This window comes from Shewanella sp. S1-58-MNA-CIBAN-0166, from assembly GCF_040310085.1.
GTDB lineage: Bacteria > Pseudomonadota > Gammaproteobacteria > Enterobacterales > Shewanellaceae > Shewanella.
The window spans coordinates 1-16,896 of record NZ_JBEOPN010000005.1 but is presented as its reverse complement, the minus strand read 5'-3'; the positions used below and the strand labels follow the sequence as shown (position 1 = coordinate 16,896).

The 16,896-nt window shown below is 40.7% G+C and carries 13 protein-coding genes; 9 read left to right on the top strand and 4 right to left on the bottom strand.

Annotated elements, in window-relative coordinates:
* Positions 1-2 precede the first annotated feature (2 nt).
* Positions 3-941: a diguanylate cyclase gene (locus AAEY99_RS04800; protein WP_351009411.1), complete on the top strand. Its 939-nt coding sequence runs from the start codon at positions 3-5 to the stop codon at positions 939-941.
* A 535-nt stretch (positions 942-1,476) separates the two neighbouring features.
* Here the strand turns inward: AAEY99_RS04800 and AAEY99_RS04795 are convergent.
* Positions 1,477-2,445: a DUF3187 family protein gene (locus AAEY99_RS04795; protein ID WP_192116277.1), complete on the bottom strand. Its 969-nt coding sequence runs from the start codon at positions 2,443-2,445 to the stop codon at positions 1,477-1,479.
* A gap of 762 nt (positions 2,446-3,207) precedes the next feature.
* On the opposite strand from AAEY99_RS04795, the gene AAEY99_RS04790 reads away from it, so the two are divergent.
* Entirely contained in the window at positions 3,208-3,549 is a 342-nt protein-coding gene (locus tag AAEY99_RS04790) for a hypothetical protein (protein ID WP_101086466.1), read from the top strand.
* Positions 3,550-3,591: 42 nt separating this feature from the next.
* Here AAEY99_RS04790 and AAEY99_RS04785 read toward each other — a convergent pair whose 3' ends face one another.
* Positions 3,592-3,903 (bottom strand): EscU/YscU/HrcU family type III secretion system export apparatus switch protein, encoded by a 312-nt coding sequence (locus AAEY99_RS04785; RefSeq protein WP_041413136.1) that lies wholly within the window; start codon positions 3,901-3,903, stop codon positions 3,592-3,594.
* An 11-nt stretch (positions 3,904-3,914) separates the two neighbouring features.
* Complete coding sequence (locus tag AAEY99_RS04780) at positions 3,915-6,068, bottom strand: flagellar hook-length control protein FliK (RefSeq protein ID WP_351009408.1); 2,154 nt, start codon at positions 6,066-6,068, stop codon at positions 3,915-3,917.
* 388 nt (positions 6,069-6,456) lie between these two features.
* On the opposite strand from AAEY99_RS04780, the gene AAEY99_RS04775 reads away from it, so the two are divergent.
* Both AAEY99_RS04775 and AAEY99_RS04770 read left to right on the top strand, forming a co-directional pair.
* Positions 6,457-7,191, top strand: a complete 735-nt coding sequence (locus AAEY99_RS04775) for an MlaA family lipoprotein (RefSeq protein WP_502959493.1) — start codon at positions 6,457-6,459, stop codon at positions 7,189-7,191.
* 46 nt (positions 7,192-7,237) lie between these two features.
* Positions 7,238-8,359 (top strand): response regulator, encoded by a 1,122-nt coding sequence (locus AAEY99_RS04770; protein WP_162023598.1) that lies wholly within the window; start codon positions 7,238-7,240, stop codon positions 8,357-8,359.
* A gap of 767 nt (positions 8,360-9,126) precedes the next feature.
* Here AAEY99_RS04770 and AAEY99_RS04765 read toward each other — a convergent pair.
* Complete coding sequence (locus tag AAEY99_RS04765) at positions 9,127-10,635, bottom strand: peptide MFS transporter (RefSeq protein WP_101086470.1); 1,509 nt, start codon at positions 10,633-10,635, stop codon at positions 9,127-9,129.
* 533 nt (positions 10,636-11,168) lie between these two features.
* Here AAEY99_RS04765 and AAEY99_RS04760 point away from each other — a divergent pair.
* The 5 genes from AAEY99_RS04760 to ltaE all read left to right on the top strand — a co-directional run bounded on the left by AAEY99_RS04760 (position 11,169) and on the right by ltaE (position 16,776).
* Entirely contained in the window at positions 11,169-11,816 is a 648-nt protein-coding gene (locus AAEY99_RS04760; RefSeq protein ID WP_101086471.1) for an OmpA family protein, read from the top strand.
* A gap of 25 nt (positions 11,817-11,841) precedes the next feature.
* The gene (locus AAEY99_RS04755; protein ID WP_194956191.1) at positions 11,842-12,675 is read left to right on the top strand and encodes a mechanosensitive ion channel family protein; all 834 of its coding nucleotides are present in this window, start codon (positions 11,842-11,844) and stop codon (positions 12,673-12,675) included.
* A 355-nt stretch (positions 12,676-13,030) separates the two neighbouring features.
* Entirely contained in the window at positions 13,031-14,755 is a 1,725-nt protein-coding gene (gene poxB / locus AAEY99_RS04750; RefSeq protein ID WP_162023596.1) for a ubiquinone-dependent pyruvate dehydrogenase, read from the top strand.
* A 370-nt stretch (positions 14,756-15,125) separates the two neighbouring features.
* Positions 15,126-15,719, top strand: a complete 594-nt coding sequence (tpx, locus tag AAEY99_RS04745; RefSeq protein WP_335692435.1) for a thiol peroxidase — start codon at positions 15,126-15,128, stop codon at positions 15,717-15,719.
* A 46-nt stretch (positions 15,720-15,765) separates the two neighbouring features.
* Positions 15,766-16,776 (top strand): low-specificity L-threonine aldolase, encoded by a 1,011-nt coding sequence (gene ltaE, locus AAEY99_RS04740; RefSeq protein WP_101086474.1) that lies wholly within the window; start codon positions 15,766-15,768, stop codon positions 16,774-16,776.
* Positions 16,777-16,896 lie beyond the last annotated feature (120 nt).

Below are 16,896 nucleotides of genomic sequence, written 5' to 3'. Positions count from 1 at the left end.
GCGTGTTCATAGATGAGTATATTTCAGGTTCTGCGCCTGTTAGAGGTAAAATACTGTTAGTTGATGATCAAGTTGTGAACATCAAAATATTGCATCAACTCTTGCAAGCGGATTACGACATTTATATGGCTCGCGATGGTCATCAAGCCATTGATATGTGTAAAAAAGTCAAACCGGATATCGTATTGTTAGATATTGAAATGCCGATGCTCAATGGATTTGATGTGTGTGCACATTTGAAACAAGATCCCGATACCGAAGATGTGGCGGTTATTTTTGTCACCGGTCATTTTGATGAAGTTAAAGAGGTTAAAGGATTTCAGTTAGGGGCAGTCGATTTTATTCATAAACCCATTAACCCGGTTATCACTAAAGCACGTATTAAAAATCAGATGATGTCTAAATCTCAAACTGATTTATTACGCTCTATTGCACTGTTAGATGGATTAACCGGTGTTGCTAACCGGCGTAAGTTTGACCAAGTGCTGCCTGTAAGTTGGTTACAATGTGCGCGTGAAAAACAGCCATTGACCATTATTTTATTGGATATCGATTTCTTTAAGCACTTTAATGATACTTATGGCCACACTGAAGGCGATACGTGCTTACGCATCGTTGCACAGAAGATACAAGACACCGTTAATCGTCCTTATGACTTAGTCGCGCGTTATGGTGGTGAAGAGTTTATCTGCGTGCTGCCAAACACCGATTTAATTGGCGGAACTTATGTGGCTCAGCAAATTGTTGACAGTATAGTGTCATTAAAAATAGCTCATTTAAATTCACCAACATCTGAATTTGTTACTGTAAGCGCTGGGGTTTCAACGGTAGTGCCAATGTATGATATGCCGAATAAAAATTTAGTTGAAGCGGCTGACAAACAATTGTACTTAGCCAAAGACCGTGGCAGAAATAGAGTGTTAGGTTGTTTAGCAGAATGAAACACCTAGATAACTAGATCGCTGCGCTGCTAGTACGCTTCGCGGCTAGATGCTATAAAATCTTAGCAACAGCCTAGATCGCTGCGCTGCTAGTTCGCTTCGCGGCTAGATGCTATAAATGCAAAGGCTTAGAGTCTAGAGTCTAGACGACTAGACGACTAGACGACTAGACGACTAGAGCGCTTCGCTGCTAGTACGCTTCGCGGCTAGATGCTATAAATGCAAAGGCCTAGAGCTTAGAGCTTAGAGTCTAGACGACTAGAGCGCTACGCTGCTATAAAACCAAAGACCTAGATGACTAGAATCTAGGATCTAAGCTTAACAGCGCAGCTGTCCTTAGCAGGACGTAGTCCGCCCTAGAAGCGTAGCGCACTAGAACCTAGGATCTAAGCTAAACAGCGCAGCTGTCCCTAGCAGGACGCAGTCCGCCCTAGAAGCGTAGCGCACTAAAAACCTAGGATCTAAGCTTAACAGCGCAGCTGTCCTTAGCAGGACGCAGTCCGCCTTAGAAGCGCAGCGCTCTAAAACCTAGGATCTAAAATTTATGCCGATAACCTAATACATAAGCTATATCAGCACTGTTATCCATGTTTAAAAAGTTCTCAACCATAGTGAATTCGATGGCGCTGCTATTGAAGTAATAGCGATAACCCAACACCGCTTCATTAGAGGCTTCTGAGAAGTTTTTATCCCAACTCACCATGCCATCATAACGATGATATTCAGCTAACCAACCGTGCCTACCTCTACGATATTCGTAACCCAGCCCCAACATTAAGTAATGTGATTCGAAGGCATTTTGCGATAACGGTTCTGTATTGTGTAAGAAACTCATTCCTAAAGTCGAGTTCACATGGTGATTGCCATTGTGATAACCGTAATTGATTTGTACGCTTTGCTGGAAACTTTCATCAACAAATGGGCCTGAATCTACATACTTGTAGTACAAGGTTCCCCCGATGGAAATACCATGGTGTTCATTTTGCAGTAATTGATAGCCTAGGTATGCAGTAAGAGCATTATTGAGGGTTTCACCATTAAAGTTTTCAACATTGATATGGTATTTTTCTGAATGGATCTGACTTTGGTGTTTCGCTTGTTTATTACGACCATTTTGCTCAAATCCAAAAGCATCGTGAAACCACATTGTTAAGGAGTCTAAATGGTTATCACCGCTAAATTGCCAAGTGTATTTAGCATCAAACAATAAATCCTCAGTGATTTGCCATTTTAAGCCGCTGCTAATCGCATTTTGGTAGTAATCAGCTAATAACTCATCTGACTCTGACCAGACGCTGGCTGCATTGGCTGTGATGTACCATTCTTTTTGACCTTGGGGCAACGAAAAGCCAGATCGTAAAAGTGGGCTAAGATTAATAGATTGCATCGGTGATTGCGCATATACCTGTAACGGTCCGTAATCATTAAAACTGACTACTTGCGCTTTTGCAGGCAAGATCGTAAAAATACTCACAATGGATATCAGTTTAAGGTTGGTCTTCATCGCTATTCCCTGAGTTAACTGTCCAGTTAAACTATTTGTATCGGCTAATTACAGAAATAAAATAAATACTCGTATCTGCCAATATTTAGTGGTGTTAGTTGATGAGGTTGTGCGCATTATGATGGTATAAGAACATAATTTAAATATCCAAAAGGAACACATTATGACGTTCAGTTATATCATCACTCCTATGCTAACAATAGTATTCACTGTTTAAGATAATGTTAGCTAATATTACTGAATATTTAAACGATTATTTTATTTGTAAAGTATTGATTATTATCTGATAGCAAGGTATAAAATTATTTATAGGCTCCTTGTGGATAATGAAATTAATATGATAGTGTTAATTTTGAATTGTTAATTCGAGTTTTATTTTGAGTTGTTGTTCGAATTGTTATTTGAATGCTGTTGCTGTACAGAGATATAGTTTCTTTAATGTGTTATTTGTGATATCAAACTGCCGGTTTACTCAGTTTTTTAGTTGTATTATTTAAGCGTTATTTCCCCAAAATGTGTAATGGATACGCATTAATAAAATGGATTTGTAATGAAAAAACTTTCTTTTCAATTTACGCAATCAATGTCCTTCGAACAATTTCCTAACCTTTATATTTCTGCAATACATCATCAATTAGTTTACTCAACAGTACCTTTTATCTCTGTTATTTATGACATTGTTATTGGCGAGAACGTTTTTTTCAGGATCGCTTGCTGCAATATTAGCGATACAGTCCCTCACTGTTCGATGCTGGAGCTGTGATGGATTTCATTTGGTTGTTAGGTTTACTGGCCATCTATATTCCAATCCAAATGTGTATTGATACGTACATTGTGTATCGAACTGACGTACAACAAAAAGGTTGTGATTACCTGTTGGCATTTATTCCGTTGCTGACGTTTGCCTATCCAGAGCACTATTTGTATAGTTTTATCTCTTTAGCGCTCATTGTACTGTATGGCATATCACTGCGTTATTATGCTGCATTTAATGATTGGCTTGATTTTGATCAAGATCGTTTAGCTGGATTGTGTCTCGGTGGGTTGGGGGTTGGTGGCATAATTATCACCGCGAGTTTGATTTACCAATTTGTACAGCATTAACCTAAGATAATGTAGGTTTGACAATTTTATCGCTGAATGGCGTTATGCTTGAGCGACAATTTTTTGATGAAGATTATCCCATTGTTCTGGGAATTTTCCATCCAGCATATACACAAATGCAATCAATTCAGCGATTAAAAGATACAGCTCTTTAGGTACTTCATCACCTAATTCTAATAGCTGTAAAAACTCACTTAAGTGTGGATCTTGATGTATATGGATCCCCGCTTCTTTAGCGATTAATATCATCTCCTCGGCAACTAAGTCCTTACCCGTAGCAGTAATTTTAGGGGCACTTTTACCATCAAAACTGAGTGCAACTGCTTGCTGTATTTTTTTCGAGTCATCTTTCATTATGTTCTCTATTAAGCTCTGGTTTTGACTAAATAGTGATCGCCAGGTAATAACGTCGCTGGAATTTGGGCTAACTGTGTTGTGAGCTTACCTGGTGTAAAACCAATTTGTGTAATTTTATCTGACAGTGTTTGGTTAAAACGTTCTACTTTCGTAAGTAGCATTTGGTTGTTGCCTTTAAATTGGATATCAAGCACATCTGCCTGCTTATGAGCACAAATCAATAATGATCCTTGGGCTAAATTAAATTTGAGTTGTAGTTTCCATCCTGCTTTTTTATCTTTGTCTGAATCATTTTCTTGTTCAAATTTACCTTCAAACTGTTCATCGCGTTGGTTAATTGAATAAGGTAGAGCAAAGTACCAAGTCATGGCTTGATTGGGATCGGTGCTTGCATGTTGGTACAGCGCAATACTGTTAGCCAATTGTGCCAAAGAGTCTGCCCCTCCTAACTTATCTAATGCGGCTAACAGACCTGAATTAGCACTGAGTTTACTCAAGGTCCGTTGTTGCAACTGCGCAAGGTGGGCCTGAAGTTTATCGCTGATCCCTGAGCCTGTTGATTTTGTTTTCACCCCTAATAATAACTGGAATAAGGTTGTGATAGCGCTACCCGAAAACAGAGGTGAGGGTTGTGAGTTTGTTGAGTGACCTAGCTGAGTGTGGGCAAGATTAAGCGCCGCTAAACTGTATAGCTCACTGCTGAGTAATGCTGGATCACTTAATGCACTTAATGGATGCGGGCTAATTTGAGGCAAATGCTTAAACAGTTCACTGGCCAGATTATGTGGGACTTGTTGGCTTAACTGCTGTTTTATTGGCATCGCGCCTGCTTTTGATAATGCTTTATTCAGCACTTCTATTGGTGCAGGGTCACCGTTCATTTTGTTTAATGCGTTGTTGTTGGATGCATTGTTGTTTAATGCATTGTTGCTTGGCGCATTGCTCTTTGCACTATTGTCTATCGCAGAAGCGGTGTTTGCTTTGGGTGTGTTTTGTTCCGCTAATGATTTTGTCGATAACGATGTTTGCTCTACCGTGTTGGTAGCATTTTTGGCTAGATTGGCTTGCTGAGCCATATTGCTGGTGGTTTTAGTGAGATTCGACTCAGATGATAGTCCTGATGGATTAGGTTGTTGTGTTACCGGCCCCCCGGTTTTTACTGTAGCAATATCTTGGCCGATTTTGGCTGAAAAAGGCGTTAATTCAATAGGCGTTTTTTGTTGGGTATCGCTTCCTTTTACCGCATTATCAAGTGTAGGCAGTGGTGTTGACTCTAGCTTTTTTAGAAATTGGCTGAGGATTTGTGCTGGTTCATTTTTAGTGATGATGATGTTTGCTGCTTGAACAGACTGATCTGCTTGAGGCGTTGTGGTGAGTTTCGTTAAATTAACGGTTATTTCAGCAATGACTGGCGTGAGCGCAAGTTGCAATTGCTGATGTTGCACCACCACCTTAGCTAAATATTGGCCTGAGTTTAACGCGGTGTTTGACGATAATTGGATGCTTGTGCCACCAGAAAAAGTTAATTTCCCTTGGTCTATTATCGCTGTGGGCAGAGGATAACCTTGAGTTCTGGTTGCCAACGTTGCGAGTTGTTGTGTTGATACACCATTTTGCTTTGCCAGTTCCTCAAGACCTTGTGGTAAGGAAAGCTGAATGGGTTGTGCCAAAAGCACTAATTGAGTGGTAACTGTTTGGGCGGGTAATGTGACCGTTGAGCCAGCAGAAGCCGTTGACATTGCAGGGGTGGTAGCTTGGTTGTTGATGACTTCTGTTTGGACTACGGGGACATTTGCACTGGAAACGGCACGAGCCACAAGTTTAGCGTGATCGCTTGCTATAACGACTTGCGCTGTCTGTTGTAATAATTTTTGCAGTTCAGCGGTCTTGTTTAGTTGATATTGCTGATTTTCAATGGTGACGTCGAGTGGTGCGTTTGCTGGTGGTTGTGACACTTTGACGGGCAATAATACGGCTGCTAAATCTGATTTAATGGTCGACGAGCTAGATACCGCGGATTTGTCATTTGAGGTTTTTGTTGGCAAAGAAGGACTATCGGTTTGAGTTTGTTTGCGCTCAGTCAACTTCTGCGGACTTGCATCTGCAGGTTTTATTGTGACGGTATTGACCGTTTTTTGAGGGAGCGTTGTTGGTACAGCCATAGAAATCCTTTCAAACGAACATGTTTGTCTATTGAAATCAATCTACATGTCAGTGAACAATATTAACCACACTTACAATTTTTTGATTGATATTGTCAAATGGCACAGTATCCTTAGCTCCCTGTTACCTTATTGGGGTAACATACAGGGTTTAATTGCCATTACAGTGAATGATTGCTGATAACACAGACGTATGAGTAAGGCCTGATTGATAAATAGTGAATAATAACAGCCTTACACTTGCTTGCTAAATTATATCGACTTGAACAAAAATTGCTTTAATAAAAAAGACAAAAATAGCAGTTTGTTGAGTAGTACCTTTTGTCATTTTAAAGAGAATTATATGAAGTATAAATGGATATTACTTCAGGTGTTTGTTGCCGTTAGCATGCCAGTGTATGCCGAAGCAGAAGCACCTCAAGTTATCACATCATCACGTCCTGCGGTCGAAATCAAATACAATGATCCTCGCGATCCATTTGAAGAAGTTAACCGCACAATGTGGGACTTTAACTATCTGTTTTTAGATCGGTATATTATTCGCCCAGTTGCCCATGGTTATAAAGACTATGTCCCTAATCCAGTCAGAACGGGTGTTAATAATTTTGTTTATAACCTAGAGGAACCTAGCTCTCTGGTGAATAATACCTTGCAAGGAAAGTGGGGATGGGCTGCTAATGCCGGCGGCCGTTTTACGGTTAATACCACCATAGGTTTACTGGGTTTAGTCGATGTCGCTGACATGATGGGGATGCACCGTAAACAAGATGATTTCAACGAAGTGTTGGGTTATTACGGTACACCAAATGGCCCTTATTTTATGGCGCCGTTTTATGGCCCAATTGTGACAAGAGAAATCGCCTCTGACTGGGTAGATGGTCTATACTTTCCTTTATCTGAGCTAACGATGTGGCAGTCAGTATTAAAATGGGGTTTAAAAGGCTTGGATGCTCGTTCTAAAGCCATTGATCAAGAAAGATTATTAGACAATGCTCTTGATCCTTATGCTTTTGTAAAAGATGCCTATTTGCAGCATATGGATTACAAAGTTTTTGATGGTGATGTGCCATCTAGTCAAGCGGACGATGAGTTACTTGACGAATATTTAGATGAACTAGAATAGTCGAGGCATACAGGCACCTCGGCAGTGTAGTTTGCGAGGTTGTTGTATGGCGCTTACTGATGTCGAGATCCTCTTTGTTGAAGATGACCCGATATTTCGCCATGTCGTTGCTGATTTTTTGCAGCGGCAAGGTGCTCGGGTTCAACAAGCATGTAATGGAGATGAAGGCATAGCCCTTTTTTCCGATGCTATTTTTGATATTGTTATTGCAGACTTAAGCATGCCAGGCCTTCATGGTTTGTCGATGCTTAAACAAATGCAAGATATTAATCCTGCTATACCCGCTATTGTTATTTCTGGTAATGATGTGATGTCTGATGTTGTCGAAGCATTGCGCATCGGTGCCAGTGATTATCTGACTAAACCTATTGCTGATTTATTCATTATTGAGCAGGCAATCATACAAGCGATGATGTCAGCCGCTACGCCGATGAATGTTTCTGGGCAATCGCATTTACAAGAAATGAATGAGTTATCTTATCAAGAGCTTACCGATAACTTATCTTTACTTGAGCAAAATGCTCAAGCGGCCAAAAGTGTTCAGCAGCAGTTATTTCCTGCGTCGCATATCTATTATCCCAAAGCCGAAATCAATTACAGTCTATTTAAAAATAATGATGTTAGTGCTTACTTCATCGATTCTACAATGGTGGGGGAGCATCATTTAGTGATGTATATGGCACACTTTTCACCTGAGGATAATAGCGCCGCTTTTGGCTGTGTCTTATTGCGTAGTTTTATTAATCAAAAACTTAAGTTATTTAGAAATGGTTTAAGTAATACCTTAATCGAACCTAATAATATGTTGTCTTATCTTCATGAGCGTATGGTGAAGTCTGGGTTACATATTCATACCGATATTATTTATGTGTGCCTCGATTTGACCCGCTACCAGTTATCAATAGGGCAGTCTGGTAAAGGATTAAGGTGCTATTTACGTAACGGTAATGAGCTTACTCCTCTAGCATTGCCAGAATCAGCACCTCTTGGCAGTACTGTATGGGATAAGCCGAGTATGCAAACTAGAACCTTGTTACTGGATGAACAAATTTGTATTGGCACACATTTTTATGAGCATAAACAACAACTGCTTGATAACCGTTTTACAGGATTGGTTTATCAATCCGATATTAAAGCAGGTGGCTTTATGCAGTTAGCGTGTCGCTGATCATTGTTTAAGTCTATCTAGACACTAGACACTAGACACTAGACACTAGAAACCTAGAGCGCTGCGCTGCGAGGACGCTTCGCGGCTAGAGGCTATAAAAGCAAACAGCATAGCGAAGCGAACCTAGCAGGACGAAGTCCGCTCTAACAGCGAAGCGATTCTAGCATGACGAAGTCAGCTCTAGCCGCGAAGCGATTCTAGCAGGATGAAGTCAGCTCTAGCAGCGAAGCGACTCTAGCAGGACGCAGTCCGTTCTAGCAGCGAAGCGACTTTAGCAGGACGAAGTCAACTCTAGCAGCGAAGTGAACCTAGCAGGATGAAGTCAGCTCTAGCAGCGAAGCGATCCTAGCAGACGAAGTCCGTTCTAGCAGCGAAGCGATTCTAGCAGGACGCAGTCCGTTCTAGCAGCGAAGCGACTTTAGTAGGACGAAGTCCGTTCTAGTAGCGAAGCGATCCTAGCAGGACGAAGTCCGTTCTAGCAGCGAAGCGATCCTAGCAGGATGAAGTCCGTTCTAGTAGCGAAGCGATCCTAGCAGGACGAAGTCCGCTCTAACAGCGAAGCGATCCTAGCAGGACGAAGTCCGTTCTAGTAGCGAAGCGATCCTAGCAGGACGAAGTCCGTTCTAGTAGCGAAGCGACTTTAGCAGGACGAAGTCTGCTCTAGCAGCGAAGCGATCCTAGCAGGATGATGTGGGTATATAAAAAATCCCCTCACAAGTGAAACTTGGAGGGGATTTTATTAAGAATAACAATTACATCAAAACCAATTAACGTTGAATTCCTTCGTGTTCGGCCGTGACTGCAATTTCTTCTTCTAATACTTCTTCTTCAGTCTCATTTTTGTTTTCTGCACCGTGCATCCAGTCAACTAATTTATCTGACATTAGGTATAAAATAATACCTGAGACGACCGCGGTAATACCAATGCCGGCAAAAATTGCCATTGCGTTAGCGAGTTGTTCTTCGACTTCGCCGCCATGGCCAATCAATGAACCGACTAGGCCACCAATTTTGTTTGCAGCAGCAATAAATAGGAACCATGCACCCATCATTAATGATGCAATACGCAGTGGAGCCAGTTTAGTGACCATCGATAAACCAATTGGTGATAAACATAATTCACCCATGGTGTGGAAGAAGTAAGCTCCTACTAACCACCACATGCTTGATTTAACTGAAGCGTCGCCACCCATTTCGAACACTGCGCCCATCATGAATAAGAAACCAATGGCCAGTAAGAATAAACCTAACGCAAATTTAACGGGTGAGTTAGGTTCATTTTTACCTAAGCGGATCCAAATAGAGGCAATCACTGGGGCAAAAACAACAATAAAGATAGCATTGAGTGATTGGAAGTAAGTGGTCGGTACTTCCCACGAGCCAATCATACGATCGGTGAAATTGTTGGTGAACAAGTTCATTAATCCGCCTGCTTGTTCGAAGCCAGCCCAGAAAATAATGGTGAATAACCCCATTACCATAATGACTTTAATACGGTCACGTTCAATCTTAGTTAGTGGTTCACTTCTGGTTTCACCTCTCGCTGCATTTTTTCTTTGTTCTACTTTAGCTGCCGGTTCGGTACCGATGTCGCCAAGTAATTTTTGAGCAAAGAAAAATTGAATAATCAACGATAAAATCATACCAACACCGGCGCAGAAGAAGCCTGCTTGCCAGTTATTGATAAACACGTCTTCACCACCAATAACCACTTCATGACCAAATGAAGTGTAAGCCCAAGCAACGATAAAGCCTGACAAGGCTGCACCTAAGTTGATGCCCATGTAAAATATGGTAAATGCGCCATCACGACGGTGATCACCAGCAGGGTATAAATCACCTACCATTGTGGAGATATTTGGTTTAAATAGGCCGTTACCTATAATTAGCGTCCCTAAACCAATATAAAACATAGTGGTTTCTAAACCCGGCATCCAGCTATGTGGTGCTGCAAGCGTAAATTGACCCGCTGCCATTAAGAAGCCACCAATATAAATGGCTTTACGTTGACCCAATACGTTATCTGCTAGCCAGCCACCAATTAATGGTGTTAAGTAAACTAAACCGGTAAAAGTACCATATAGAGATAATGCGTCTGCTTGGCTCCAGCCTAAACCACCACCTGCTTCATTGCTTTGCACTTTATCTACCAAATAAAGTACTAAAATTGCACGCATTGCGTAATAGCTAAAGCGTTCCCATAGTTCTGTTGTAAAAAGCAAGAACAGCCCCTTAGGGTGTCCAAACAATGTACCTTGTGGTTTTGCGTCACTCATTAAGTCTTCCACCTTAAGCTTGTGATTGCCTGTGAGAAAATATCGTCACAGAAATAATTGTTTGCAAGAGTTGTCTATGATTGCCTTATCAACTAACACTTGAAATAACGGGTGTTTGACCGTGATGAAGCAATACTGAGCAACTTTATTGTTTATTTTTTATATTAAATAATGTCAGTTTGACGCTGAATGCTAACCAAACATCAAAAAGCTAACCTTATATACCCTTTTCATGCCGGCAAAGTCAATGTTAATGCGGGGAACAGAGAGGTTAAGCTTGTTATAAAATGTGTCAATACAAACAATCAACTATCAGTAATGTTAGTTATTTGTGTTGTTTTTGTTGCAAAGTTAGCTGGAAATTAATAAGGTTTTCTGGCATCGAGCCGATACCTATATCACGCTTAAGTGACATTTCAGTTAAGCATGATGGTGCAAGGTGTTGATTATAAAGTGTTGTCTTTTAATTTCAGCGATAAACAGTTAAAATACGATTCTTTAACAAATTTCGATGTCATGTCGAAGAGGTATTTATGACTATCATTCGAGCTGTGACATTGATTTTAATTGGCTGTTTTATCTGCACTGCCCATGCCTGGGTTGATACAGATTTTGACGGCGTTCCTGATAAAAAAGATGCCTGTAATGATACCCCTGTTAATAGCGTTGTTATGGCAAATGGTTGTATTGATACTGAATTGTTGATTGTTGATGAAGATGCCGAAGATGATGCTGAGTTTGATGAAGCTGAATTAGGCGCGACAGTAACAAATAATTCGGCCCTTATTGCTGAACAATGTCGTCAACAACGAGATGTTTCTGTGGCAGTAGATTGTTTTGGGTCTATTCTTCAACCTGTGTATTTTGATTTTGATAAATCAGTAGTGTTGTTAACTCAGCGACCAACCTTGGTTAGGGTACAGCAATACATTGAGCAACATCCTCAAGTGGCTATTCGTTTAGAGGGACACACTGATAATATTGGTAGTGATGCTGTTAACCGCTCACTATCACTTAAACGTGCAGCCACCATTAAAGATTTACTCGTAAATGAGTACCAATTTCAACCGACGTCGATTGAGATCGTTGGCATGAGTAACAAAAATCCGATCGCGGATAATGCCACTATAGAAGGGCGTCAGCGTAATCGACGAGTAGAATTTATTATATCGGCAGAATAAGACTGCTATTAAAATGGAGAAAGAAATGGAACATATAGAAGGTTTAGATGCTTTAGTGGAGCAGGCACCTGAGTTTTTGATGACTTATGGTCTTAAAGCGCTAGCTGCTATTGTTATTTTTCTCATCGGTAAGTATTTTTCCGGTGTAGCAAAACGCATAACAACCAAATTATTGACCAACCGCAAAGTGGATACAACAGTCGTTTCGTTTGTGGCAAACTTAGCGTGGATGTTGGTGTTTGTATTTACTATTGTCGCCACGCTGGGTCAAGTTGGTGTGCAAACTGCGTCATTGGTTGCGGTTATCGGTGCCGCGGGTTTAGCGGTAGGTTTAGCATTACAAGGTTCACTTTCGAACTTTGCATCAGGTGTATTGATGGTGCTTTTCCGTCCATGTCGCGTAGGTGACTTTATCGAAGCGGCTGGTGTTGCCGGTGTAGTTGATGAAATTACCATTTTCTCAACCCGTTTACGTACTGGTGACAACAAAATGATTATCGCGCCTAACTCAGCGATTATGAACGGCACTATCACCAACTATTCAGCACTAGAAAAGCGTCGTATCGATTTAACGATTGGTGTTTCGTATACTGCTGATATCGCTAAAACTAAGAAGGTATTAGCGGATATTTTAGATAATAATCAGTTTGTGTTAAAAGACCCTAGTTATACTATCGGTCTAGCTGAGCTTGCTGACTCTTCAATCAACTTTGTTGTACGTCCGTGGGTTAAAACACCAGACTATTGGACTGCGCGTTTTGAATTGCTTGAGCAAATCAAGAATGCATTAGATGCAGCTGAGATTGAAATTCCATTCCCACAAATGGATTTGCATGTGAAAGAAGTTCCAGCAAAATAATATTGCAGATAAGTTAATCTTCTAAAAACCAGCATTTGCTGGTTTTTTTATACCTAATATCCGCTCTACTCCCCAAAAACATCCTTAATTGAGTTGTTTTTTGTGCGTCAATAATCATCTAGTTAGTCTTACTTTTATTATTTACTGTTTTTAGCAGCCATAACGCCTTATTTCATAAATATATATTTTTTTGAACATATAAAAAATAAATGTTTATGAAAAAATAACCATTTAGCATTGTTAAGCAGCGTTTCCAAGAGGATGATAATTAAAGGTAAGATTTTTGGTTGTCATTGATTAAAAATCTACTGCTGCACCTTTTTTCATCAAATTTCATACTTAGGAGTATCTTAATATGAGTCAAAGTATCGCAAGTTTTATTACTCAAACCCTTGAACAAGCAGGCGTGAAACGGATTTGGGGGGTAACTGGCGATTCACTTAACGGAATTAGTGATAGCTTGCGAAAAATGGGTACGATTGAATGGCTAGGAACACGCCATGAAGAAAGCGCTGCTTTTGCCGCAGGTGCAGAAGCACATATTTCAGGAGAGTTGGCCGTCTGTGCTGGTTCTTGTGGTCCAGGTAATCTTCATTTGATTAATGGTTTGTTCGATTGTCATCGTAATAAAGTTCCAGTATTAGCCATTGCTGCTCATATACCTTCATCAGAAATTGGCAGCAATTATTTCCAAGAAACTCACCCACAAGAATTATTTAAAGAGTGCAGTGTTTTTTGTGAATTAGTTTCCAGCCCTGAACAAATGCCATATTTACTCGAAACAGCCATGCGTCAGGCTATCTTACATAATGATGTTAGTGTGCTGGTTCTTCCGGGAGATATCGCGCTTAAGGCGATGCCTGAAACGACCAAACCAAAATGGAACGTCCCAAAACCTGCTTCTTATATCGCTAATTTAGCTGACACAAAAACACTTGCTACTCACCTTAATAAAAGCGGCAAAGTCACTTTATTGTGTGGTGCTGGCTGTAAAGATGCTCATGATGAAATTGTTGCCTTAGCCGCAAAACTACAAGCACCCATTGTACATGCCATGCGCGGTAAAGAGTTCCTTGAATATGATAACCCTTACGATGTTGGGATGACTGGGTTTATCGGCTTTTCATCTGGTTACCACGCAATGCAACAAGCAGATACGTTGTTGATGATAGGCACCAGCTTCCCTTATCGAGCTTTCTATCCAGAAAATATCACTATCTTACAAATTGATAATCAGCCCGCGTCACTCGGGAGACATGTGCAGATTGATTTTGGTGTTCTAGGGGATACCAAAAATACCGTCACTTCACTGCTTGAACTTATTAAGGAAGGCCGTTCTAGCGCTCACCTAGAGCAGTGTGTTAAAAACTATCAAGAATCCCGAAAAGATTTGGATGTTCTCGCCAATGGTAAAACATCACATAATTTAATTCATCCACAATACTTAACCCGTCTGCTTGATGAGCAAGCAGGTCAAGATACTATCTTTACCTGCGACGTTGGCACGCCAACAGTTTGGGCTGCTCGTTATTTATCGATGAATGGTCAACGTCGTTTAATTGGATCATTTAACCATGGGTCAATGGCTAATGCATTGTCACAGGCAATGGGAGCTCAATCACTTGATCGTAATCGTCAGGTAATTGCAATGTGTGGTGATGGTGGATTTTCGATGTTGATGGGAGAGCTACTCTCTCTGAAACAACTTAACCTACCGATTAAAATTATTGTTTATAACAACCGCTCACTGGGTTTTGTCGCCATGGAGATGAAAGCCAGTGGCTACTTATCAAATGATACTGATCTAGAGAATCCAAGCTTTGCAAAAATTGCTGAAGCTTGTGGTCTGAAAGGGATCCATGTCAACGATCCAGGCAAACTACCCGAAGCAATGGCGGAAATGATGGAGCACTCTGGGCCAGTTGTTCTTGAAGTCGATACGGCGAAACAAGAGCTTGCGATGCCACCAAAAATTAAGTTCGAGCAGGCGAAAGGCTTTAGCGTTTACATGATGAAAGCGCTAATTAATGGTAAAGGTAATGAAATTGTTGAACTGAGCAAAACCAACTGGTCACGTTAATCAAACCCCGTTCCTGTTGGGCTAGGTCATTTAGCCCTTTAGGAAAGTATATGATCGTTAAGCGTTACATCGTAAAATGCCTTGTCGATACTACAATAACTAATAATGTCTAAACTGTAGATTGAGGCTTATTAAGTCACTAAACTGGCTTTTAAAGAGTATCGAGAAAATTTTATCTAGTAATATCGATTCAAAGTTAAATATATAATATTAAAACTGATTAACTATCTTTATCATAAGAGCACTGAGCCATTAGCTATCATTTGCGTAACTATTGGCTCTAACTATTTCTACTGGTGTCATGTTTACTAAGATCTCTCGTTAGCACCCAGTTCAAACCGCTCATCAGTACCTTTAACAGGAGTTTTCCATGAAGCTATTTTCTACCATTGCAGTGATCACATTATTATCCTCATCGGTTATGAGTGCCCCCAGTTTTGCTGGTGAGAAAACCATGATTACTATGGGGGGAACCCCTGTTGCTTTAGAAGGTAAAATACCGAGTATAAATACGGTTGCACCCTTGTTTACTGTTGTGGATGAAAAGTTTAATCCAGTCAGTTTGAGTGACTTTAAAGGTAAGACGATACTCATTAGCGCGGTACCCAGTTTAGACACTGGCGTGTGTGCATTACAGACCAAACGATTTAATAAAGAGTTTACTCAATATGATGCCAATGTGGTCATGTTAACCATTAGCGAAGACTTACCGTTTGCTCAGAAGCGTTTTTGCCAAACCGAAAATGTGGATAAAATTAAAGTGTTGTCTGACTCCGTATGGCGTGATTTTGGCGAAAAGTATGGTTTGTTGATCAAAGACCGTGGTTTATTAGCCCGTTCAATTTTTATTATTGATTCTCAAGGCATATTGAAATATCAAGAATTAGTGACTGAAGTAAGTGAACACCCAAACTACGAAGCTGCTTTAGCGGCATTAACAGAAATTTCATCAGCGGCGAAGTAGTTGCGTAGCTTCCATAATGTTGAGTAAAAGAGGATAGAGATGCAGCATGATTGATTTTCGAAGTGATACGGTGACTCAACCGACTGAAGCAATGCGTTTAGCCATGTCGAGGGCGGAGGTCGGTGATGATGTTTATGGTGATGATCCGACCGTCAATAATTTACAAGATATGGCTGCAGAGATGTTTGGCTTTGATGGTGCTCTGTTTGTCAGTTCTGGTACGCAAGCTAATTTATTGGCATTGATGTCTCATTGTGAACGCGGAGATGAGTATCTTTGTGGTCAACAAGCTCATAACTATAAGTTTGAAGGCGGCGGGGCAGCGGTATTAGGCAGCATTCAACCTCAGCCTCTGAATAATCAAGCTGATGGCAGTATTTTATTGAATGATATTGAAGCTGCGATTAAGCCTGATGACGTGCATTTTGCAAGAACACGGTTATTGAGCTTAGAAAATACCATTGGCGGCAAGGTATTAAACCAAGATTATTTATCCCAGGCACAAAGTCTTGCGTTTAATCGTGGGCTTAAAATCCATTTAGATGGTGCCCGGGTTGCCAATGCTGCGGTTGCGCAGGGCATTGCTATTGCCGATATTACTCAATACTTTGACTCTGTATCGATTTGTTTATCAAAAGGCTTATGTGCACCGATTGGGTCGATTCTGTTAGGCGATGAGCGATTAATTGGTAAAGCGACACGTTGGCGTAAAATGCTCGGTGGTGGAATGCGTCAAGCAGGTATTATCGCTGCAGCGGCTAAGTTGGCGTTAACTGAGCAGGTCGATCGTTTAGCGGATGATCATTACAATGCAAAAACCTTGGCTTTGTTGTTGGCTGAAATGAGTGAGTTTGCTGTCGATGTTAGTTTGGTGCAGACCAATATGGTTTTCGCCACACTCGCAGAACATATCGACCCTAAAATGCTTACTGCCAAACTGGCCGATAAAGGTATTATCATTAGTCCGAGCCGGCAGTTGCGCTTGGTGACTCATAAAGATATTAGTGCTAATGACATCAGTGTTTTTGTGAATACGTTGAAGCAAATTATTCGCTAATCAATATCAGTTAATATTCATTTTAAAGGCCATACTCAGTGTGTAATGCTATTCGGATAAGCATTACTGTTTATATTTAAGTGGATAACGGCTAGGTATATAGAGCACTGAGCGTGGATA